Source organism: Pantoea pleuroti, from assembly GCF_014156615.1.
Lineage (GTDB): Bacteria > Pseudomonadota > Gammaproteobacteria > Enterobacterales > Enterobacteriaceae > Pantoea > Pantoea agglomerans.
The window spans coordinates 505,063-527,522 of record NZ_SBFD01000002.1 but is presented as its reverse complement, the minus strand read 5'-3'; the positions used below and the strand labels follow the sequence as shown (position 1 = coordinate 527,522).

19 protein-coding genes and 7 tRNA genes are annotated in these 22,460 nt (G+C 53.8%); 9 read left to right on the top strand and 17 right to left on the bottom strand.

All coding sequences use genetic code 11. The features are described 5' to 3' along the window. The first annotated feature begins 128 nt into the window (after positions 1–128). Positions 129–1,301 carry a 3-demethoxyubiquinol 3-hydroxylase gene (gene ubiF, locus EPG66_RS06470; RefSeq protein ID WP_022626049.1) on the top strand — a complete coding sequence of 391 codons (1,173 nt, stop codon included), beginning with the start codon at positions 129–131 and terminating at the stop codon, positions 1,299–1,301. A gap of 99 nt (positions 1,302–1,400) precedes the next feature. On the opposite strand, the gene EPG66_RS06465 is transcribed toward ubiF, so the two are convergent. The 12 genes from EPG66_RS06465 to nagB all read right to left on the bottom strand — a co-directional run bounded on the left by EPG66_RS06465 (position 1,401) and on the right by nagB (position 8,487). Further along, positions 1,401–1,475: transfer RNA gene (locus EPG66_RS06465), tRNA-Gln, on the bottom strand. Positions 1,476–1,505: 30 nt separating this feature from the next. Beyond that, positions 1,506–1,580, bottom strand: a tRNA-Gln gene (locus tag EPG66_RS06460). A 6-nt stretch (positions 1,581–1,586) separates the two neighbouring features. Continuing rightward, positions 1,587–1,663: transfer RNA gene (locus EPG66_RS06455), tRNA-Met, on the bottom strand. A gap of 22 nt (positions 1,664–1,685) precedes the next feature. After that, positions 1,686–1,760: transfer RNA gene (locus tag EPG66_RS06450), tRNA-Gln, on the bottom strand. A 34-nt stretch (positions 1,761–1,794) separates the two neighbouring features. Further along, positions 1,795–1,869 (bottom strand) — tRNA-Gln (locus EPG66_RS06445). A 22-nt stretch (positions 1,870–1,891) separates the two neighbouring features. Then, positions 1,892–1,976: transfer RNA gene (locus EPG66_RS06440), tRNA-Leu, on the bottom strand. A gap of 9 nt (positions 1,977–1,985) precedes the next feature. Beyond that, a tRNA-Met gene (locus EPG66_RS06435) sits at positions 1,986–2,062 on the bottom strand. Between the two features lie 218 nt (positions 2,063–2,280). Then, entirely contained in the window at positions 2,281–3,948 is a 1,668-nt protein-coding gene (gene asnB / locus EPG66_RS06430) for an asparagine synthase B (RefSeq protein WP_031592223.1), read from the bottom strand. Positions 3,949–4,255: 307 nt separating this feature from the next. Then, a complete protein-coding gene (locus EPG66_RS06425) occupies positions 4,256–5,008 on the bottom strand; it encodes an HAD-IIA family hydrolase (protein WP_010260664.1) in 753 nt (250 codons plus the stop codon). Between the two features lie 239 nt (positions 5,009–5,247). Beyond that, a complete protein-coding gene (gene nagC / locus EPG66_RS06420; protein WP_010260667.1) occupies positions 5,248–6,468 on the bottom strand; it encodes a DNA-binding transcriptional regulator NagC in 1,221 nt (406 codons plus the stop codon). A 7-nt stretch (positions 6,469–6,475) separates the two neighbouring features. Beyond that, complete coding sequence (gene nagA / locus EPG66_RS06415; protein WP_069025944.1) at positions 6,476–7,624, bottom strand: N-acetylglucosamine-6-phosphate deacetylase; 1,149 nt, start codon at positions 7,622–7,624, stop codon at positions 6,476–6,478. A 62-nt stretch (positions 7,625–7,686) separates the two neighbouring features. Further along, the gene (nagB, locus tag EPG66_RS06410) at positions 7,687–8,487 is read right to left on the bottom strand and encodes a glucosamine-6-phosphate deaminase (protein WP_010260676.1); all 801 of its coding nucleotides are present in this window, start codon (positions 8,485–8,487) and stop codon (positions 7,687–7,689) included. Positions 8,488–8,815: 328 nt separating this feature from the next. On the opposite strand from nagB, the gene nagE reads away from it, so the two are divergent. From nagE to EPG66_RS06395, 3 genes are all read left to right on the top strand, one after another. Beyond that, a complete protein-coding gene (nagE, locus tag EPG66_RS06405; protein ID WP_083068710.1) occupies positions 8,816–10,843 on the top strand; it encodes an N-acetylglucosamine-specific PTS transporter subunit IIBC in 2,028 nt (675 codons plus the stop codon). Positions 10,844–10,995: 152 nt separating this feature from the next. Continuing rightward, complete coding sequence (gene glnS, locus EPG66_RS06400) at positions 10,996–12,663, top strand: glutamine--tRNA ligase (RefSeq protein ID WP_163637355.1); 1,668 nt, start codon at positions 10,996–10,998, stop codon at positions 12,661–12,663. Between the two features lie 235 nt (positions 12,664–12,898). Next, positions 12,899–13,294, top strand: a complete 396-nt coding sequence (locus EPG66_RS06395; protein ID WP_010260686.1) for a hypothetical protein — start codon at positions 12,899–12,901, stop codon at positions 13,292–13,294. Between the two features lie 71 nt (positions 13,295–13,365). Here EPG66_RS06395 and fur read toward each other — a convergent pair whose 3' ends face one another. From fur to ybfF, 4 genes are all read right to left on the bottom strand, one after another. Continuing rightward, a complete protein-coding gene (gene fur / locus EPG66_RS06390) occupies positions 13,366–13,809 on the bottom strand; it encodes a ferric iron uptake transcriptional regulator (RefSeq protein WP_009091454.1) in 444 nt (147 codons plus the stop codon). A 348-nt stretch (positions 13,810–14,157) separates the two neighbouring features. Continuing rightward, positions 14,158–14,688 carry a flavodoxin FldA gene (gene fldA, locus EPG66_RS06385; RefSeq protein WP_010671288.1) on the bottom strand — a complete coding sequence of 177 codons (531 nt, stop codon included), beginning with the start codon at positions 14,686–14,688 and terminating at the stop codon, positions 14,158–14,160. 132 nt (positions 14,689–14,820) lie between these two features. Next, the gene (ybfE, locus tag EPG66_RS06380) at positions 14,821–15,096 is read right to left on the bottom strand and encodes a LexA regulated protein (protein WP_010260688.1); all 276 of its coding nucleotides are present in this window, start codon (positions 15,094–15,096) and stop codon (positions 14,821–14,823) included. 168 nt (positions 15,097–15,264) lie between these two features. Continuing rightward, positions 15,265–16,029, bottom strand: coding sequence for an esterase (gene ybfF, locus EPG66_RS06375; RefSeq protein WP_069025945.1), 765 nt, complete (start codon positions 16,027–16,029; stop codon positions 15,265–15,267). A 250-nt stretch (positions 16,030–16,279) separates the two neighbouring features. On the opposite strand from ybfF, the gene seqA reads away from it, so the two are divergent. Continuing rightward, the gene (gene seqA / locus EPG66_RS06370) at positions 16,280–16,828 is read left to right on the top strand and encodes a replication initiation negative regulator SeqA (RefSeq protein WP_010260690.1); all 549 of its coding nucleotides are present in this window, start codon (positions 16,280–16,282) and stop codon (positions 16,826–16,828) included. Positions 16,829–16,854: 26 nt separating this feature from the next. Continuing rightward, positions 16,855–18,495 (top strand): phosphoglucomutase (alpha-D-glucose-1,6-bisphosphate-dependent), encoded by a 1,641-nt coding sequence (pgm, locus tag EPG66_RS06365; protein ID WP_031592218.1) that lies wholly within the window; start codon positions 16,855–16,857, stop codon positions 18,493–18,495. Between the two features lie 275 nt (positions 18,496–18,770). Here pgm and kdpE read toward each other — a convergent pair whose 3' ends face one another. Beyond that, positions 18,771–19,445, bottom strand: coding sequence for a two-component system response regulator KdpE (kdpE, locus tag EPG66_RS06360; protein WP_010260694.1), 675 nt, complete (start codon positions 19,443–19,445; stop codon positions 18,771–18,773). A 257-nt stretch (positions 19,446–19,702) separates the two neighbouring features. On the opposite strand from kdpE, the gene EPG66_RS06355 reads away from it, so the two are divergent. The 3 genes from EPG66_RS06355 (at position 19,703) to phrB (ending at position 22,451) form a co-directional block, all read left to right on the top strand. Beyond that, complete coding sequence (locus EPG66_RS06355; protein WP_031592216.1) at positions 19,703–19,903, top strand: DUF2517 family protein; 201 nt, start codon at positions 19,703–19,705, stop codon at positions 19,901–19,903. 154 nt (positions 19,904–20,057) lie between these two features. Next, positions 20,058–21,014 (top strand): YbgA family protein, encoded by a 957-nt coding sequence (locus EPG66_RS06350; protein ID WP_163792446.1) that lies wholly within the window; start codon positions 20,058–20,060, stop codon positions 21,012–21,014. Positions 21,015–21,026: 12 nt separating this feature from the next. Next, positions 21,027–22,451 (top strand): deoxyribodipyrimidine photo-lyase, encoded by a 1,425-nt coding sequence (phrB, locus tag EPG66_RS06345; RefSeq protein WP_182686270.1) that lies wholly within the window; start codon positions 21,027–21,029, stop codon positions 22,449–22,451. Positions 22,452–22,460: the final 9 nt, after the last annotated feature.

The window sequence follows — 22,460 nt, the reverse complement described above, 5'->3', positions numbered from 1 at the left end:
TGTAATGCTTTGATGCTGTTGTGACCAGCCTCAGGGCTTTTCTGCCAGCAATCCGGTTTTCCGGTACACTTTGCTTTATTCAGACCCGTGTTGCGCAGGCTGGCGGGAATAAGAGAGGGACATAAGCAATGCAGGATAATCAGTTTGATGTAGTGATTGTTGGCGGTGGCATGGTCGGTGCGGCGCTGGCATGTGGACTGACGCAGCAACATTTTCGCGTTGCGGTGATTGAGCGTGCCGAACCCGCTCCTTTTGATGCCGACAGCGATCCCGATCTGCGAATTTCGGCGATTGGCTCATCCTCGGTGGGACTGCTGAAGCAGCTCAACGTCTGGCCTCGGGTAGAGGCGATGCGCAGCGCGCCCTATCGCAGGCTGGAAACCTGGGAGTGGCAGACGGCGCAGGTGAGTTTTGATGCGGCCTCGCTGGGGCTGCCCGAGCTGGGCTTTATGGTCGAGAACAGCGTGCTTCAGCGGGCGTTATGGGAGGAGATGCAGTCGCTGGGCGTGACCTGCTATTGCCCGGCCACACTGGAGAACCTGCAGCCAGAAAATGGCGGCTGGCGCATCGACCTTAACGACGGCGTTGCCTTACACGCCCGCCTGGTGGTTGGGGCTGATGGCGCGAACTCTCAGGTGCGACAGATGGCCGGGATCGGTATTCATGGCTGGAGCTATGCGCAATCCTGTTTACTGATCAGCGTGACCTGCGAACATCCGGCAGGCGATGCGACCTGGCAGCACTTTACGCCTCAGGGACCGCGCGCCTTTTTGCCGCTGTATGGCAACCGGGCCTCACTGGTCTGGTATGACGCGCCTGCAAGAGTCCGCCAGCTACAGGCGATGCCGATGGCCCAGCTGGAAAAAGAGATAGCCAGCCACTTCCCGGCGCGGCTGGGACGTTTTAAAGCCCACGCAGCGGGCGGTTTCCCGCTGGTGCGGCGTCACGCTTCACGGTATGTCCTGCCAGGACTGGCGCTGGTCGGTGATGCCGCGCATACCATTAATCCGCTGGCCGGGCAGGGCGTGAATCTGGGCTATCGCGATATTGATGCGTTGATTAATGTGCTGGTCAGCGCGCGCGGTGCGGCGGAGGATTGGGCATCCGAGCGCGTATTGCAGCGCTATCACCGGCAACGTCGTAAAGACAATATGCTGATGCAGGGCGGCATGGATTTGTTCTATTTTGCCTTCAGCAATCAGCTGGCACCGCTGCGGTTTGCACGTAATCTCGGATTGATTGCCGCCGAACATTCCGGGGTACTGAAGCGGCAGGTATTGCGCTACGCGCTGGGGTTATAGCAGATTGCGCATGTTGGCTCGCCGCACGGCGGGCCTGCAATCAGGAAGGGGAACGACAAAAACAACAAAGCCCGCAAAAGCGGGCCAGGTTGTGCAATTTGGCTGGGGTGCAGGGATTCGAACCCCGGAATGCTGGTATCAGAAACCAGTGCCTTACCGCTTGGCGACACCCCAATAATGGTGTTTTTCAAATTGTCTTTTGTATGGCTGGGGTGCAGGGATTCGAACCCCGGAATGCTGGTATCAGAAACCAGTGCCTTACCGCTTGGCGACACCCCAATTATATGGTGGCTACGACGGGAATCGAACCTGTGACCCCAGCATTATGAGTGCTGTGCTCTAACCAGCTGAGCTACGTAGCCAAATTGTACTGCATTTCAATGATGGCTGGGATACCTGGATTCGAACCAGGGAATGCCGGTATCAAAAACCGGTGCCTTACCGCTTGGCGATATCCCATTCGTCCGTTCTCAGCCTCGAGAATCATCGAAATTGGCTGGGATACCTGGATTCGAACCAGGGAATGCCGGTATCAAAAACCGGTGCCTTACCGCTTGGCGATATCCCATCCACGCTGCCGAATAATGAAATGGTGCGGGAGGCGAGACTTGAACTCGCACACCTTGCGGCGCCAGAACCTAAATCTGGTGCGTCTACCAATTTCGCCACTCCCGCAAAAAAAGATGGTGGCTACGACGGGAATCGAACCTGTGACCCCAGCATTATGAGTGCTGTGCTCTAACCAGCTGAGCTACGTAGCCATCTTTTTTTCGCGTTACCTTCATCGGCGTTGCGGGGCGCATTATGCGGAGTTGACCAGACAGCGTCAACAATTTTTTTACCGTTTTTTGCCAGATAATCGCTGTTTGACTGGCTTATAACCAGCCTGGATGTTTATTCGGCAATTTTTCAGTGAATACAACGCTAATCGTAAAAAAAATGGGCCGCAGCGGGCCCATTCTGGCTGCTCTCTGCCGGCTTATTTATAGGCTGACTGATGCACACCCACGGCACGACCAGAGGGATCGTCCATGTTTTTAAACGCTTCATCCCATTCAATCGCTTTGGCAGAAGAACAGGCGACCGATGGACCGCCAGGCACACACTCTGCCGCGCTCGCCAACGGGAACAGCTCTTCAAAGATCTCACGATAGAGATAGGCTTCTTTCGAACCCGGCGTGTTGAACGGGAAGCGGAAGTGAGCGGTAGCCAGCTGCTGATCGCTGATTTGCTTCGCAGCCACTTCTTTCAGTGAGTCGATCCAGCTGTAGCCCACGCCATCCGAGAACTGCTCTTTCTGACGCCACGCCACGCTCTCCGGCAGGTAAGAGGAGAAACATTCACGCAGAATGTGCTTCTCCATTTTACCGTTGCTGCCACACATTTTATCGGCCGGGTTAATACGCATCGCTACATCCAGGAATTTTTTATCCAGGAACGGTACGCGGGCTTCAACGCCCCAGGCGGACATCGCTTTGTTGGCACGGGCGCAGTCGAACATATGCAGCGCCTGAAGTTTACGTACGTTTTCTTCGTGGAACTCTTTGGCGTCTGGCGCTTTATGGAAATAGAGATAGCCGCCGAAGACTTCATCTGCGCCTTCGCCCGACAGCACCATCTTAATGCCCATCGCTTTAATTTTACGCGACATTAAGTACATTGGCGTAGAGGCACGAATAGTGGTGACGTCATAGGTTTCAATGTGATAAATCACATCGCGAATGGCATCCAGACCTTCCTGCACGGTGAAATGAATTTCATGGTGTACGGTGCCCAGATGCTCCGCCACAGATTTCGCCGCTTTTAAGTCGGGTGACCCTTCCAGCCCTACCGCGAAGGAGTGCAGCTGTGGCCACCACGCATCACTTTTATCCTGATCTTCAACCCGCTTCGCCGCGTAACGCTTGGTCACGGCTGAAATGATGGAAGAGTCCAGACCGCCTGACAGCAGCACGCCGTAAGGCACATCTGACATCAGGTGGCTTTTCACGGACTCCTCCAGCGCATGTTTCAGGCCAGCGGCGTCGGTGGTGTTGTGCTCAACGTTTTTATATTCCATCCAGTCGCGCTGCCAGTAACGGCGGATCTCGCCATCGGTGCTGGAGAGGTAGCTTCCCGGCGGGAACTCTTTGATTGAACGGCAGGCAGGCACCAGCGCTTTCATTTCTGAAGCAACAAACAGGTTGCCATGCTCATCGTTACCCATATAGAGCGGGATGATGCCGATGTGGTCGCGACCAATCAGGTACGTTTTTTTAACGGTGTCATAGAGGATAAAGGCGAACATGCCTTCCAGCTCATCGAGGAAATCGACACCTTTCTCCTGATAGAGCGCCAGAATCACTTCACAGTCAGAACCGGTCTGAAACGCGTAGCGATCGCTGAGTTCAGCGCGCAGTGCCTGATGGTTATAAATTTCGCCGTTAACTGCCAGTACGTGGGTGTGATCGGCGTTGTACAGCGGCTGTGCGCCATTGTTAACGTCAACAATTGAGAGACGTTCATGCGCCAGAATAGCATGGTCATCGGCGTAGACGCCTGACCAGTCCGGGCCGCGATGACGCATTAAGCGTGAACATTCCAGCGCTTTTTTGCGCAGCTCAACAGGATCGGTTTTCAGATCCAGCACACCAAAAATTGAACACATAACTGACTCCTGAGCTCACCTTACGGCGATGTTATCTTTTGCGTTTGTCCGGCAGCCTGATGCTGCGTGATACATAAGAAAATGCGCTATTTGGTGCATTCAATGCAAGAGGAATCGTGATTTACTGATAAAAATATTGCTTGCATGGCAATAAAATTGAATAAACGATAATTTTAAAGCCATTTTGTTGATGGATCAGCAATAAAATAGCTTTTGTGAGCAGAAATCAGGCAGTAAAAGTGAGAGATATAGCGCAAAAAGGGGTGACGCATCACAGATTAACCAGATGCGTCATAAGAGAAATGAATCAGAACAGGTCGATATCGGCCACAGAAGGGTAGATCCAGTCCGGACGGAACGGCATGGCATCAATATCACTCAGCGTCGAGACGCCGGAGAGCACCAGCACCGTCTCCAGACCCGCCTGAAAACCGGCCAGAATATCGGTTCGCAGATTGTCACCGACAATCACGGTCTCTTCCGAGTGGGCCTGCATTTTGTTCAGTGCGGCACGCATGATGTAGGGACTGGGTTTGCCGACAACAAACGGGCGACGGCCTGATATCTTCTCAATACCCGCACAGAGCGCGCCACAGGCAGGAATAAAACCGCGCGCATGGGTATCGGGGTTGGTGGCAATAAAGCGAGCGCCATTAGCCACGAAGAAAGCCGCTTTATGCATCATGTCCCAGTTAAACGAGCGCGTCTCTCCGACAATGACAAAATCGGGATTCACATCGGTAATGGTAAAGCCCGCTTTGTAGAGTTCATGAATCAGTGCGCCTTCACCAATTACATACGCCTTTTTGCCCTCCTGACGGCGCAGAAAGTCGGCGGTTGCCATTGCGGAGGTATAGAAAACGGAATCGGGAACCTCGACACCGGCCGAGGCAAAACGGTTAGCCAGATCCTGCTCGGTTTGCGAGGGATAGTTAGTCAGCACCACCAGCGGCATCTCTTTGGCCAGAATGCGCTGTAAAAACTCCTGTGCGCCGGGAACGGCCGTGTTGTCGTGCATCAGCACGCCATCAATATCACAAATTACGCTTTTAATGGTCATAGTCAGATCCGATGTGGCCCGCCACAGCAGCGGGTTAGCTTAGAGCCTATCTCATTAGGCTATTTTATTTGTCATTCTGAACCTGGGCAGTGCTCACACAGGCTGCTTTAGCAACCTGAACGCCCGTCAGGGCGGCCCTGAAGGGGCGAGCACAGCGAGTCATCCTCACGTACTACGGATTGTTCCGCGCTGTCCGTGTCCAGACTGCCTGCACCAATTACGCCTACTGGGATAGGCTCTTAGTCTTCCAGAAGATGTTGCAGCAGAATGCCGTTAAGCATGGCACGTTTAGCGAGCGCAAAGGCACCGATAGCAGAACGATGATCCAGGGTGGAACGCACGACCGGCAGATTTTTACGGAAGGCCTCTAATGCCTGAGTATTAATGCAGCCCTCAATCGCGGGCAGCAGCACTTTTTCTGCTTCAGTGATCTCACCCGCCAGCACCACTTTTTGCGGATTAAACAGGTTGATCGCGATGGCGATAGCTTTGCCAAGATAACGGCCAACGTGCTCAACCACTTCACAGGCCAGTGCATCACCCTGATTGGCTGCTTTACAGATGTGGGATATCTGGCACGCCTCCAGCGTCAGTACGCTGGGATAGCCCTGATTCAGCAGATGCCGAACCCGATTTTCAATGGCGCCGTTGGCGGCAATGGTTTCAAGGCAGCCAAAGTTGCCGCAGTGACAGCGCTCGCCAAGCGGGTCGACCTGAATATGGCCGATCTCGCCAACGTTGCCGTTGCTGCCGAGAAAAATATGGCCGTTGGCAATAATGCCGGCCCCCGTGCCACGGTGTAAACGCACCAGAATCGAGTCAGCACAGTCGCGGCTTGCACCGAAATAGTGCTCGGCCAGCGCCAGGCTGCGAATATCATGACCCACAAAACTGGTAACGTTAAAACGTTTTTTCAGGCTGGCGACCAGCGGCCAGCGGCTGACAGAGATGTGTGGCATATAGCGGATCACGCCGTTAATCGGATCGACCAGCCCAGGCAGGATCACTGAAATCGCGATCAGCTCGCGAATTTTACGCTGGTGCTGCTCAATGAAGCTGCTGATGGCGTTAAACAGCGCATGTTCCAGCGTCTCCTGAGTGCGTTCCGGCAGCGCATAATCTTCCTGCGCCAGCGATTTACCGCTGAGGTCAAACAGAGTCAGGGTGGCGTCGTTGCGTCCGAGGCGGACGCCGATGGTATGGAAATGGCGGGTTTCAGTGATAATGGAGATGGCGCGGCGACCACCGGTAGACGCCTGCTGGTCTACCTCTTTGATCAGGCCGCGCTCAATCAACTGACGGGTAATTTTGGTGACGCTGGCGGGCGCGAGCTGGCTAAGTTCGGCAATCTGAATGCGCGATATCGGCCCCTGTTGATCAATCAGCCGGTAAACCGCTGCGCTATTGAGTTGCTTAACAAGATCGACATTTCCTATTTGTGACTGGCCGCCAGTGGTCATTCAGTGCTTACTCGCTCAGGACGTCGTCTCCGTTGACAAACGTCTTTATGATTTTAAAGTCGCGCGTAAACACAGTCAGGTTCGCGATTTTTCCTGCTTCGATCGAGCCTGACTGCCTTTCCACGCCCATCGCCCGTGCCGGGTAGAGTGTTGCCATGCGCAACGCTTCGTCCAGTGCGATCCCTGCATGTTCAACGCTGTTTTGTACCGCTTCAATCATCGTCAGGGCAGAACCACTTAATGTACCGTTTTCGTCGACACAGAGCCCATCGCGATAATAGATTGTTTTGCCTGCAAAAATAAACTCGCTTATGTCTGCGCCAGCCGGTGCAGTGGCATCCGTGACCAGCACCAGTTTGTCGCCTTTAATGCGTTTTGCATTGCGCAGGTTAGCGTAATGTACATGTAAACCGTCCGCAATAATGCCGCAGTATACATCAGGAGAATCAAACAGCGCACCGATAAGCCCGGGTTCACGTCCGGCAAAGGTGGGCATGGCGTTGTAGAGGTGCGTCGCGAAACTCACACCAGCAGAAAAGCCCGCTTTAGCCTCTTCATAGGTCGCATTCGAGTGACCGGCTGAGACAATAATCCCGGCATCAGTCAATTGACGAATCACATCGCTACCCGCATTTTCAGGGGCAAGCGTGACTTTGGTGATGACGTCCGCGTTGTCGCACAGGTACTGCACCATTGCCGCATCCGGCAGGCGAATCAGCGCCGGATCGTGGGTGCCTTTTTTCGCTTTGCTCAGCCAGGGCCCTTCCAGATGCAGACCCAGCGCCTGATTCTGGTGTTTCTGCAGGTAAGAGCGCATGGTTTCAATCGCCCGTTTCATCAGGGCGTCGCTGCTGGTGATAAGCGTCGGTAAAAAGCTGGTGCAGCCAGACTTTTCATTGGCGCGCTGCATCGTTTCCAGCGTTTCAATGCTGAGCGCCTCAAGGCTGTCGTTGAACTGCACGCCACCGCAGCCATTGAGCTGGAGATCGATAAAGCCTGGCGCAATATTCGCCCCTGCCATATCCCGCTGCTCAATATCCGCCGGGAGCGCTTCACGCGGACAGACGCGCGCAATACGCCCATCGGTAACCACCACCGCGTGATTATCCAGAACCTCATGGCCACTGTAGATTCGACCGTTAACTAATGCGTACATCTCTCTTCTCCCGTCCTGGCCTGCTGCCACTCAGCGTAACAGCAGGGCATGACAATGTTCTGTTACACGCCTTTCATATTTTCCGCTTCCATTTCGCGGAAATATTTCACGGTTTTCACTTTCAGTTCCATGGTGGCCGGCTCATCACACACTACCACCGATTTCGCGTGCAGCTGCAGGCAGCTGATGGTCCACATATGATTAACGTTGCCTTCAACCGCCGCCTGTAATGCCTGCGCTTTAACATGGCCGGTAACCAGAATCATCACTTCCTCTGCATCCAGCAGCGTACCGACGCCGACCGTCAGCGCATATTTAGGCACCTGATCAACATCACCGTTAAAGAAGCGGGAGTTCGCCACGCGGGTGTCATGGGTCAGGGTTTTAATGCGGGTACGGGAAGCGAGCGAGGAAGCCGGTTCGTTAAAGGCGATATGACCGTCGTTGCCGACGCCGCCCATGAACAGGTGAATTTTACCCAGCGCGCGAATTTTCTCTTCGTACTGACGACATTCTGCGTCAATATCGGGGGCATTACCATTCAGCAGGTTGATATTTTCCGGTTGAATATCAACGTGATCGAAGAAATTTCGATACATGAAGCTGTGATAGCTCTCGGGATGCTCCTTTGGCAGGCCAACATATTCATCCATATTGAACGTCACGACGTTTTTAAAACTGACCTGGCCCGCTTTGTGCATATCAATCAGGTGCTTGTACGCTTCCAGTGGCGTACCGCCGGTTGGCAGACCCAGGACAAAAGGTTTATCCGCCGTCGGGTTAAACGCATTGATACGATTAACAATATGTCGGGCGGCCCATTTTCCCACCTGGGTTGGTGTCGCTAAAGGAATCAGTCTCATGTTTCACCTCAATTGAAAATAGAAAGGGGATGGCTAAGCCGTTGCGTGAGTCACCAATCTGAACAGATGATTCATTGTCGCCACGGGCGGCGCATAATTCAATATTTCGGATCATAAAATAAGTTTACGGTCATAGCCAGATGTTGCCGTATGAAACGATGTTTTTTAGTGATAAAAATCACATTTACCAGGCTTTTAATTTGCGAGGCGAATTAATTTATCATTACACTTCGCTGCGTGATATGAAGTGTATTAACGATCTTTGCAGCTGACATAACAACATTAAGCGGCGCAAAGGGATAAGTCAGGCTCATAGGGGGAAGGGGATATGTTAGGTTACTTACAAAAGGTGGGGCGCGCACTGATGGTGCCGGTAGCAACCCTGCCAGCAGCAGCGATATTAATGGGCGTGGGCTACTGGATCGATCCAGACAGCTGGGGCGCAGGTAATGCGCTGGCGGCGCTACTGATCAAATCTGGTGCTGCCATCATCGAAAACATGTCAGTACTGTTTGCGATTGGTGTCGCGTATGGCATGTCGAAAGATAAAGATGGTGCGGCAGCCCTGACCGGTTTTGTCGGATTCCTGGTGGTCACCACGCTCTGCTCACCGGCCGCGGTGGCGATGATACAGAAGATGCCGGTTGACCAGGTGCCTGTGGCGTTTGGCAAAATTAATAACCAGTTTGTCGGTATTCTGGTCGGTATCCTGTCGGCGGAGGTCTATAACCGCTTCAGCCACGTCGAGTTGCCGAAAGCACTCTCCTTCTTCAGCGGACGGCGACTGGTGCCGATTCTGGTCTCGTTCCTGATGATCCTGGTCGCCTTTATCCTGATGTATATCTGGCCGGTTATCTTTAATGGTCTGGTCGGCTTTGGTGAACATATCCAGAAGCTCGGTTCTGCCGGTGCCGGTATCTACGCCTTCTTTAACCGCCTGCTGATTCCGGTCGGTCTGCATCACGCCCTGAACTCGGTGTTCTGGTTCGATGTTGCGGGCATTAATGACATTCCTAAATTCCTTGGCGGTGCACAGTCACTGGCTGATGGATCGGCAACCGTCGGCATCACCGGTCGTTATCAGGCGGGCTTCTTCCCGATCATGATGTTTGGTCTGCCGGGTGCTGCGCTGGCTATCTACCACTGTGCGCGTCCTGAGAACCGCGTCAAAGTCGGTAGTATCATGCTGGCCGCAGCGTTTGCTGCCTTCTTTACGGGTATTACCGAACCGCTGGAGTTCTCCTTCATGTTCGTGGCACCCGTGCTTTATCTGATCCACGCCGTCCTGACCGGTATTTCTGTCTTCATCGCTGCCAGCATGCACTGGATTGCCGGATTTGGTTTCAGCGCCGGGCTGGTGGATATGGTGCTGTCGACCCGTAATCCGCTGGCGACACACTGGTACATGCTTATCCCGCAGGGTCTGGTCTTCTTCGTTATCTATTATGTGGTGTTCCGCTTTACCATCAAAAAATTCAACCTGATGACGCCGGGCCGCGAGCTGGCGGTTGATGGTGATGAAACAGATGGTTATGACGTTAACGTTGATAAAACGGATAGCGGTGAAAGTGCCACAGAGTCACTGGCGCGCCGCTACATTGGGGCGATTGGTGGTTCAGCTAACTTAACCAGCATCGATGCCTGTATCACCCGTCTGCGTCTTAACGTGAATGACTCGGCGCAGGTGAATGAGGCGGTTGCTAAGCGTCTTGGCGCGTCCGGCGTGATCCGTCTTAACAAACAGAGCGTACAGATCATCGTAGGTACCCAGGCAGAAAGCATCGCCTCGGCCATGAAAAAAGTGCTGACCAAAGGTCCGGTCGCTGCAGCGGCTACCAGCAGTGCGCCGGCCGAGCCGGATGTTAAACCGCAGGCGGTGCTGAACAGTGAGAAGCAGGTCATCGCCACGCTGCTGGCGCCGGTCAGCGGTGAAGTCGTGGCGCTGGATGATGTGCCGGATGAAGCCTTTGCCAGCAAAGCGGTGGGCGACGGTCTGGCGATCAAACCCAGCGACAAATGGGTAGTGGCACCGATTGCCGGTACGCTGGTGAAAATCTTTAACACCAATCACGCCTTCTGTCTGGAAACCGAAAATGGCGTGGAGATTGTGGTGCACATGGGGCTGGATACCGTGGCGCTGGAAGGTAAAGGCTTCACCCGTCTGGTTGAAGAGGGGGCCAGCGTGGTCGCCGGTCAGCGAGTACTGGAGATGGACCTTGAATTCCTTAACGCCAATGCCCGCTCAATGGTGAGTCCGGTCGTGGTCAGCAACAGCGACGATTTCGCCGGTCTGACTTTACTGGCACAGGGTCAGGTGATAGCAGGGGAAACCCCGCTGTATGAAGTGAAAGGCTAATCCCCGCAACAGAACCCCACAGGCAGGAAGCGATTCCTGCCTTTTTTGTTTTAAAGGCTTAACAAACGGTTGTTTCCCTCAGACGCTTTGTGGATCATACTCCGTTACTTCGTGGTACAAATCACCCGTTATTCGTATTGAGGATTTTTGAGATGAGTGAGGCTGAAGCCCGCCCAACTAACTTTATTCGTCAGATCATTGACGAAGATTTGGCGAGCGGTAAGCACAGCAGCGTGCATACCCGTTTTCCGCCGGAGCCCAATGGCTATCTGCATATTGGTCATGCGAAATCGATCTGTCTGAATTTTGGCATCGCCCAGGATTATCATGGGCAATGCAACCTGCGTTTCGACGATACCAATCCGGTTAAAGAGGATATGGAATTCGTTGAATCCATCAAGCGTGACGTTCAGTGGCTGGGTTTTGAGTGGAGCGGTGAGGTCTGTTACTCATCAAACTATTTCGATCAGCTCTACAACTATGCCATCGAGCTGATTTCCAAAGGGCTGGCCTACGTTGATGAACTGAGTCCGGATGCGATTCGTGAATATCGCGGCACCCTGAAAGAGCCGGGTAAAAACAGCCCTTATCGCGATCGCAGTGTGGAAGAGAATCTGGCGCTGTTTGAGAAGATGCGAAACGGTGAGTTTGCCGAAGGCACCGCCTGTCTGCGCGCTAAAATCGACATGGCTTCTAATTTCATCGTGATGCGCGATCCGGTGCTTTACCGCATCAAGTTCGCGGAACATCACCAGACCGGCAATAAGTGGTGCATCTACCCGATGTATGACTTTACCCACTGCATCTCCGATGCGCTGGAAGGCATTACGCACTCGCTCTGTACGCTGGAGTTCCAGGACAACCGCCGTCTCTATGACTGGGTGCTGGACAACATCACTATTCCGGTTCATCCGCGTCAGTATGAATTCTCGCGCCTGAATCTGGAGTATGCGGTGATGTCGAAACGTAAACTCACTCAGCTGGTGACCGAGAAGCACGTAGAAGGGTGGGACGATCCGCGCATGCTGACCGTTTCAGGTCTGCGTCGTCGTGGTTACACCGCCGCTTCTATCCGTGAGTTCTGCCGTCGTATTGGCGTGACTAAGCAGGATAACATCGTGGAGATGGCCTCGCTGGAGTCCTGTATCCGCGATGATCTCAACGAGAATGCGCCCCGCGCCATGGCGGTTTTAGATCCGCTTAAAGTGGTGATCGAAAACCTGCCAGCAGGCCATAGCGAAATCGTCACCATGCCAAATCATCCGGGTAAACCGGAGATGGGCACGCGTGAAGTGCCGTTCAGCCGCGAGATCTGGATCGATCGCGCGGATTTCCGTGAAGAGGCGAACAAACAATATAAGCGTCTGGTGCTGGGCAAAGAAGTCCGCCTGCGTAACGCCTACGTGATTCGTGCTGAGCGGGTCGCCAAAGATGAAGCGGGCAACATTACCTGCATCTACTGCACCAGCGATGTTGATACGCTGAGCAAAGATCCAGCCGATGGCCGCAAAGTTAAAGGCGTAATTCACTGGGTTTCGGCGGATCACGCGCAGCCAGCTGAGTTCCGCCTGTATGACCGTCTGTTCAGTGTGCCAAACCCGGCTGCTGCAGAGGATTTCCTGGCGGTCATTAATCCTGAGTCACTGACCATCAAAAACGGCTTTGTTGAACCCAGCCTGCGCGATGTGGAACCGACAACACCGTTTCAGTTTGAACGAGAAGGTTATTTCTGCGCCGACAGCGTTTACTCTAAACCGACGCAACTGGTGTTTAACCGCACCGTCGGTCTTCGTGATACCTGGACCAAAACGGGCGAATAAATTTTTTGAGGCCGACCTCATAAAATGACAAAAGGGCGATTTATCGCCCTTTTTTATTGCCCCGATTTTTACCATCGCCGACGTTTATTCTGCACTAACCACAACCGGTTCAGTACCGCTTTGTGGGAGTAATCTGAGTTTAAAAAAATTAATCAATTTCAGGATGTGAATTGTCAGCTTTCAGGTAGGCTATCCGCTCTCAGAGGTTGCAAAGCGGGTTACAGAAGGAAAAAAAATGACAGTTCTCGCCCAGGAAGCCAAACACAGTGTCGTCGTTTTACATCAGCTCATTGAACGTATTTTTAATCAGCCAGCCGGATCTGACGACAGTTTCCAGCTGCTGATGTCCTATTTTCATCCTGAATTTCGCATGGTGACCCCAAAGGGCAAAGAGTACAATCTGAACGAGGTCGAGGATCTTTTCCAGCAGTTACAAGGGCAGCGGGAAGGGATGCGCATTGCCACCTGTGAACATGTCATTCTCTCTCATCATGAAAAAGAGATCGTCGTACAGTATCGCGAAATGCAGATGATGAACGGCAATAACCAGAGCCGCATTTCGCTGGCCATTCTGGATTGCAGCAGCTCCATTCCACGCTGGCGCTATCTGCAGGAGACGCTGGTCGCCTGAGTTGAGGGCAGAAAACAGACGAAAAAAAACCGGTGAATTCACCGGTTTTTTTATTTCAGGCCGCGCCAGCGTTACTGGTCGTGCAGCGTTTCGTCTTCACGGCAATCGCCCAGCGTACAGTGTCCGTAGAGATAGAGGCTGTGGTTGGTCAGCTTGATGCCATGACGAGTCGCGATTTCACGCTGACGCGTTTCGATCGATTCGTCGCTGAACTCGATAACCTTGCCGCAATCCAGGCAGATCAGGTGATCATGGTGATGCTGCTGCGTCAGTTCGAAGACAGACTTGCCGCCTTCAAAGTTGTGACGAGTCACAATACCGGCATCATCAAACTGGTTCAGAACACGGTAAACGGTCGCCAGGCCAATCTCTTCGCCAATGTCGATCAGGCGTTTATACAAATCTTCCGCACTGACGTGATGGCACTCAGGTTCCTGAAGCACTTCCAGAATTTTCAGTCTGGGCAGCGTTACTTTCAGGCCAGCCTTCTTTAATGCGGTGTTGTTGTCAGTCATGCGGATTTTGTCCTGTTACTAATATTCACTTTTGTGGCTTATCGCCTTGAATGTCGATCTGTGCTCATTCTCATTTGCGTCTCATTATAGAACTGAAGCGATGAAATGAAAACCAGAGGGCGTGTCTGAATCATCATGGGCTATTGGGGATTCGTCACCGGGCCGGGGAAGATTCTGACAGAGGTCTGTTAGCACATCACTTAGTCTTGCCGCCTGAGAAAATAAGCGGAAGATCGATGCGGGTATTCTACAGATTAAACGGAGAAAGTTAAAAAAATGTGGCTATTATTTCTATAGGCATTTTCATTGCCTCAATGTGAGCTGGCGCTCACATTGAGTCGGGCAGGATCAGGCTTCGATGATCTCTTTCAGCTGCAGTTCATCAAAAATCTGCTTAACCCACTGCTCCACACGCTGGCTGGTCAGCTCAGGCTGGCGATCTTCGTCAATGGCCAGGCCCAGGAAGTGGGTGTCATCGGCCAGGCCTTTCGAGGCTTCGAAGTGGTAGCCTTCAGTTGGCCAGTGTCCGACAATCACGGCACCGTGCGGTTCGATAATGTCGCGAATCGTGCCCATGGCATCACAGAAATACTCTGCGTAATCTTCCTGGTCGCCACAGCCAAACAGCGCAACCAGCTTGCCGTTAAAATCGATCTCTTCCAGCGTCGGGAAAAAGTCATCCCAGTCGCACTGCGCTTCGCCGTAGTACCAGGTCGGAATACCCAGCAGCAGGATATCGAACGCTTCCAGATCTTCTTTTGTGCTTTTTGCGATGTCATGGACTTCTGCAACATCTGTACCCAGCTGTTTCTGGATCATTTTTGCAATGTTTTCGGTATTGCCGGTATCGCTGCCGAAGAAGATGCCTACGAGTGCCATGAGTAAAATAACCTCTTAAATCCTGATGATGAGATGTGTGCCGCAGCACATTTCAGCGAATAATAGCAGACGAGAGAAAACCGGTGAACGGTTAAAGCCCCGACATTTGCCTCTGCGTGCGATTTGCCCGCATTAATCCAGTTTGAGTTGTGCCAGTAGCATCTGTTCAATCAGTTCGCTACGGCTGAGATTGCGCTGTTCTGCCAGCGTATTGAGTGCATCGACGGCGTCACTGTTCATTTTCAGTTCGACACGACGAAGTCCGCGTCCTTTGTCACGTTTCAGTTGATTGCGCTTATTAATGCGCAGCTGTTCATCACGCGAAAGCGGACTGGTTTTGGGTCGACCAGGGCGGCGCTCATCAGCAAAGAGATCGAGCGTCGTGCGGTCAGTCTGTTCTTTTGCCATGGCTTAGTAAAACTGAATGGGGGCGGGCGCCAGACACTCACCGCGCAGATTATAAATTATTGGCCATTGCCGCAGCAAAACTGACCCGCGGCAAAATTTTAGCGCGCCATCATACTTCACGCTTACGCCGGACGCCAATCCTAAACCTTTACCGCCATCTATTTGCTTTTAAAGCGCAAAAAAGCGACGGACACTGCGCAAAACGGCATCGGGTTTCTCTGCATGAACCCAGTGTCCTGCGCCACCGATCACATGCGCCTGAGCGGCCGGGAACTGCTGCAGCAACGCATCGCGATAGCTGTTATCCAGGTAGCTGGAGTCGCCGCCGCGAATAAACAGCGCCGGGTGATTCCAGGCGGGAACCGGCTGCCAGCCAGAGATCGTGGTGTAGTTATCCCACAGCACCGGGACATTGAAGCGCCACTCCCCCTCCTGGAAGGATTTCAGCAGGAACTGGATCACCCCTTCTTCCTCGATCAGCGTTCGCATGACCTTCGCCGCCTCGCTGCGGGATGAGACGCCCGCATCGGTGACGGCACGAATGCCGGCAAATATCTGATCATGACGGCGCGTCTGGTAATCCACCGGGGCGATATCGATCATCACCAGGCGCTCAATGCGTTCCGGCAAAAGCGCGCTCATGGTCATGGCGATTTTACCGCCCATCGAGTGTCCGATCACCGCGACGCGATCAATGCCATGTGCATCCAGCGTATCGACCATATCCTGCGCCATTACAGCGTAGTTCATCTCGTCAGAACGTGGTGAAAGTCCGTGGTTGCGGACATCCACCTGCAGCAACGGACCGGCATCTTTCAGCCCGCGCGCCAGCACGCCAAGGTTATCGAGACTGCCAAACAGACCGTGAATAAGCAGGATGGGCAGAGAATCAGCAGGGGATTGTTCAGTTTGCAGACGGGCGTTCAAAATCATAGCAAAGTTCTTAAGTTTGAGACCTGAGCTTAGGTTATCATGGTTTCACCTTTTCAGGCGCGCCGGTTCCGGCGGCATTAGGACATATTCTGACTTTTGCCCGTAAACCGTTTGATTGCTAACAACCCGCCTGACTTTAACTTTATAATCCTGATGTTAGAACCCACACACCCTTTGAATTGCCTGACTATACTCAGAGCTTTTCAGGAAACAGGTGGTTCTGTCATGAGAAAGAACCGTACGGAATAAGATGAAAACGATCGAAGTTGACGAAGAGCTCTACCGTTATATTGCCAGCCACACGCAACACATTGGTGAAAGCGCATCCGACATTCTGCGTCGTATGCTGAAGTTCACGGCTGGTCAGACTGCACCCGCTTCGCCTGCACAGCCAGCCTCCAAAGATGCAGCGAAAGAGTCCCAGCCTGCGTCTGTGGGTTCGCGCCCGCAGGATCGTGTCCGCGCGGTGCGTGAGCTGCTGCTTTCCGATGAATATGCGGAGCAGAAGCGGGCGGTGAATCGCTTTATGCTTATCTTGTCAACGCTCTATCGTCTTGATACCGCAGCCTTTGCTGAAGCCACTGCATCTCTGCAGGGCCGCACTCGCGTCTATTTTGCAGGTGACGAGCATACGCTGTTGCAGAATGGCACCCATACTAAGCCGAAGCATGTGCCCGGCACGCCGTACTGGGTGATCACCAACACCAATACTGGTCGTAAATGCAGCATGATCGAACACATCATGCTCTCGATGCAGTTCCCTGCGGAACTGACCGAGAAAGTTTGCGGCACCATTTAAAACTTAAGCGTCAGGGAGCAGCGCCAATGGCCAATCACCCACGTGCCGGGCAACCCGCCCAGCAGAGCGATTTGATTAACGTTGCACAATTAACGTCACAATATTATGTCCTGCAGCCCGATGTGGCGAACCCGGAACATGCGGTGAAATTTGGCACTTCCGGCCATCGCGGCAGTGCAGGGCGTCAAAGCTTCAACGAGATGCACATTCTGGCGATCGCTCAGGCGATTGCCGAAGAGCGTAAAAAGAATGGTATCACCGGGCCTTGCTACGTCGGTAAAGACACCCATGCGCTGTCTGAACCCGCCATCCTGTCTGTTCTGGAAGTGCTGGCGGCGAACGGCGTTGATGTGATTGTGCAGCAGGATAATGGCTATACGCCGACCCCTGCGATCTCGAATGCGATTCTTGAGCACAACAAAGCGGGTGGCGCGCTGGCTGACGGCATCGTGATTACGCCGTCGCATAACCCACCGGAAGATGGCGGCATCAAGTACAACCCACCTAACGGCGGACCTGCTGATACCAACGTCACCAAAGTGGTGGAAGATCGTGCCAATCAGCTGATCAAAGATGGCCTGAAAGAGGTGAAACGTCTGCCGCTGGAGCAGGCGATGGCCAGCGGTCATGTGGTCGAGAAAGATCTGATCCAGCCTTATGTTGAAGGTCTGGCAGAGATTATCGACTTCCCGGCGATTCAGAAAGCGGGCCTGAAGCTGGGTGTGGATCCACTGGGTGGTTCCGGTATTGCTTACTGGCAGCGTATTGCTGAGCACTACAAGCTGGATCTGACGCTGGTTAATGACGCGGTCGATCAGACCTTCCGCTTTATGCATCTGGATAAAGATGGCGTGGTCCGCATGGACTGCTCGTCTGAAAGCGCGATGGCAGGCCTGCTGGCTTACCGTGACAAATTCGATCTGGCGTTCGGCAACGATCCCGATTATGACCGTCACGGTATTGTGACCCCGGCGGGTCTGATGAATCCAAACCACTATCTGGCGGTGGCGATTAACTATCTGTTCCAGCACCGTCCACAGTGGGGTCAGGATGTTGCCGTGGGTAAAACCCTGGTCTCCAGCGCCATGATTGACCGTGTGGTCAACGATATTGGTCGCAAGCTGGTGGAAGTGCCGGTTGGTTTCAAATGGTTTGTTGATGGTCTGTATGACGGCAGCTTCGGTTTCGGTGGCGAAGAGAGCGCAGGCGCTTCATTCCTGCGTTTCGACGGTACGCCGTGGTCTACGGACAAAGATGGCATCATCATGTGTCTGCTGGCCGCTGAAATTACTGCCGTAACCGGTAAAAATCCGCAGCAGCACTATGACGAACTGGCAGCGCGCTTTGGCGCACCAAGCTACAACCGTCTGCAGGCATCAGCCACCTCAGCGCAGAAAGCCGCGCTGTCGAAGCTGTCACCGGAGATGGTCAGCGCTGATACCCTGGCGGGTGATCCTATCACCGCTCGTCTGACTGCCGCGCCAGGTAATGGTGCATCTATCGGCGGTCTGAAAGTGATGACGGAGAATGGCTGGTTTGCTGCCCGTCCTTCAGGCACCGAAGACGCTTACAAAATCTACTGTGAAAGCTTCCTGGGCGCTGAGCACCGCGCGCAGATTGAGAAAGAAGCCGTTGAGATTGTCAGCGAAGTGCTGAAAAACGCCTGATTAGTCGGGCAGATTAAGAGGCGCATCGCGCGCCTCAGAGCTGCTGGTAAAGCGCGGCCTTCATCGCTGTGAGGCCGTGTAGCTAGCTCAGGAAACGCGGCCAGATCGGAAAGACGCAAAAGCCGTCATCCATGACACGCTCGGCCCACGCCATCCCTGGCGTGGGACGCTTTCCTCTTCTGGCCGTGTTCCCTGCGCTTTTAATTTATTCATTGCGGTGAGATTCACAGGATTTGGCTTTATCAGCACTCTGAAGGCGCCTCTGGCGCCTTTTTTTATGGCATAAAGCGATAGCCGATCCCGGTTTCCGTCAGCAGATGAGCCGGTTGTGTCGGATTGGCTTCCAGCTTCTGGCGCAGATGTCCCATATAGATGCGCAGATAGTGGCTGTGCTCCACCGCATTGGGTCCCCAGACCTGGCTCAGCAACTGCCGCTGCGTCAGCACCTTACCGGCATTGTTCAGCAGAATACTCAACAGACGAAATTCAATCGGGGTAAGGTGAATCTCGCTGCTGCCGCGCTGTACCCGTCGTGCGGCGAAATCGACGCTGACGTCGGCGAACGTCACCCTGGCATCCGGCTGCTGGCCACTATGACGACGCAGCGCAACCCGGACGCGCGCCAGCAGTTCGCCAATGCCAAACGGTTTGGTCAGATAGTCATCTGCACCCGCATCCAGTGCGGCGATCTTATCCTGCTCATCGCTGCGCGCTGACAGCACAATCACCGGTATGGCGCTCCACTGGCGCAGGTCACGAATGAAATCGGTGCCATCTCCATCCGGCAGACCCAGATCCAGGATCACTAAGTCCGGCTTGCGGGTCGCCGCTTCAATCAGTCCGCGTTGCAGCGTATCGGCATCAAACACCTTAAGGGCTTCATTTTCCAGCGCCAGCCGGACAAAGCGCCGGATCTCTTTTTCATCTTCAACGATCAAAACCGTGGTCACGCAATACCTGCCTTGAGTGGGGACCGAAGCGCTACTTTATCAACATTTTATGCTGGCGTCCGCGACCATAATCGGCCAGCCCTTTCAACGCTCACGCAACCAGGCGGTAACCTTTTTGTAACTTAATTACAGGTTAATTCTTAAACAGTAAAAATAGCGGCAAATAAGTGGTCAGATGAGTAGTAAAATTACACAACCTGGCGTAAAGTTGAACACAGATCACATTCAAACTATTTCACTTATCGGGAGGAGAAACCATGTATCGGGCCTATCCACGTTATAAAATTATTGCGCGACGTACGCTGGTGGTTCTTCTCGGCGTACTGGCACTCCCTGTTATGCTGTTTCGACAGGATCGGGCACGTTTCTACAGCTACCTGCACCGCGTCTGGTGTAAGACCAGCGCCAAGCCAGTCTGGCTGGCGCAGTCTGAAGCGAGTGGTGGCGCGTTCTGGTAATTTGCCCTGCTGCAAAACAGGCCTGGTCAACTGACCAGGCTTTTTTTTGCGTTTTTTCTGAGAATAAGCGATCCGGAATCCCGTTTTACTCCTTTATTCCTGACCATTTTACGCTACACTTAAACCTCTACAAGATTTCGGAGGTTGTACAAGTATGAGCAAAAAAATCCCCGTTGGAATCAGTGCATGCCTGCTCGGCGACCGCGTCAGATTTGATGGTGGGCATAAGCGTCTTACTTTTGCGACCGACGATCTCACCCCATTTGTCCGTTTTGAGCCCATCTGCCCTGAGATGGCGATTGGTCTGCCAACGCCGCGTCCGGCATTGCGTCTGGTGAAGCAGGGCGATGATGAGCTGCATCTTTGCTTCAGCAAAGATGGCGGAGAAGAGGTTACGACGCAGATGCGTGAATGGTCTGCTGAGCGGGTAAAATCGCTGCATCACCTCTGTGGCTATATCCTCTGCGCCAAATCACCCAGTTGTGGCATGGAGCGGGTGCGGGTCTATGAGCCTGATAACAACAATAACCGCAAAGCAGGCACCGGCATTTTTACTGAATTCCTGCAGCGCGAGATGCCCTGGCTGCCGCTGGAAGAAGATGGTCGTCTGCACGATCCCGCCCTGCGTGAGAACTTTATCGGTCGTGTCTGCGCGCTGCATGAATTTAATCAGATGTGGGAAAACGGCCTGACCCGGCAGGGGCTGATCGCCTTCCACAGCCGTTACAAACTGATGATGCTGGCGCATTCGCAGGAAAAATACCGCGAGCTGGGCCCCTTTGTCGCCTCCATGAGCCAGTGGGAGTCGCTGGACGCCTTTGCTTTTGAGTACCGCAATCGCATGATGGAACTGATGTCACGCCCCGCCTCACGTCGCAATCACACCAATGTGCTGATGCATGTGCAGGGCTACTTCCGCACGCATCTGAGTTCACCGCAGCGCCAGGAGCTGGCAACGCTGATTGACCGCTATCGTCAGGGCACACAACCGCTGCTGGTGCCGATTACCATTCTCAAACACTACATGGCGGAGTACCCGCACCCGTGGCTGGCCCAGCAACGCTATTTCGATCCCTATCCCGAAGCCTTGTGCTTACGCTACGGACAGTAATACAGGAGGAGTATGACCACCCATCTGGTCTGGCTGCGTAACGATTTACGCGTCAACGACAATCTGGCGCTGCACGCCGCCTGCCGCGACAGCCATGCAAAAGTGATTGCGCTCTACCTTGCCACGCCAGCACAGTGGCAGCAGCATGAGATGTCACCGAAGCAGGCAGCATTTATCCACGCCAGCCTGTTGCAGGTGCAGCGTGCGCTGGCGGAGCGGGGCATTGAGCTTCACTACCAGGCGTGCCACGCCTTCAGCGACAGTGTTGATGCGCTGGTGCAGTTCTGCGCTAAGCAGCAGGTCGATCAGCTCTTCTACAATTACCAGTATGAAGTTAATGAACGCCAGCGCGATGCGGAGGCTGAAAAGCGTCTCGACCAGGCGGGCGTGATTTGCCAGGGCTTCGATGACAGCCTGTTGCTGCCGCCCGGCAGTGTGCAGAGTGGCGATCGCTCGATGTATAAGGTGTTTACCCCGTTCAGCAAAGCCTTTGTCCGCCGCTTGCAGCAGGGGCTGCCTGAATGCGTGCCTGCGCCGAAAGCGCGCGAAGGCGCACCGCTGAAAGCCACCCCGATTCCCGCCTTTGACTATCCAACTGAAGACTTTGATCAGGATCTGTTTCCGCCAGGCGAAGCGGCGGCATTGAAGCGGTTGCGCCATTTCGCCACGCAACCGGTTATCGACTATCCCGCTAAGCGCGACTTTCCGGCGCTGGACGCCACCAGCCGTCTGTCGGTTTATCTGGCGACCGGCGTACTGTCGCCACGTCAGTGCCTGCATCGCGTGCTGCATGAGCATCCCGATGCGCTGGACAACAGCCGCGCGTTCACCTGGCTGAACGAGCTGATCTGGCGTGAATTCTACCGTCATCTGCTGGTTGCCTGGCCGGCGCTGTGCCGACATAAGCCGTTTATCGACTGGACGCGAAACGTTGAATGGCAGCGTAACGACGCACATTTCGATGCCTGGAAAGCGGGTAAAACCGGCTATCCGATTGTCGATGCCGCAATGCGTCAGATGAAGGCGCTGGGCTGGATGCACAACCGCTTACGAATGATCACTGCCAGTTTCCTGGTCAAAGATCTGCTGATCGACTGGCGTGAAGGCGAACGCTATTTCATGCAGCAGCTGATTGATGGTGACCTGGCCGCGAACAACGGCGGCTGGCAGTGGGCGGCATCGACCGGCACGGACGCGGCACCCTATTTCCGCATCTTTAACCCGACCACGCAGGGCGAGCGCTTCGATGAGAAGGGGGATTTTATCCGTCACTATCTGCCAGAACTGGCCGGGGTCCCTGACAGTGATATTCACCAGCCACATGTCTGGGCGGAGAAGCATCATAAGAAACTCGATTATCCGGCACCAATCGTGGATCATAAGGTGGCACGTAAAAAGACATTAGACGCCTTTGAGCGCGCCAAAAGCGCAGCCTGAGGCCTCGAA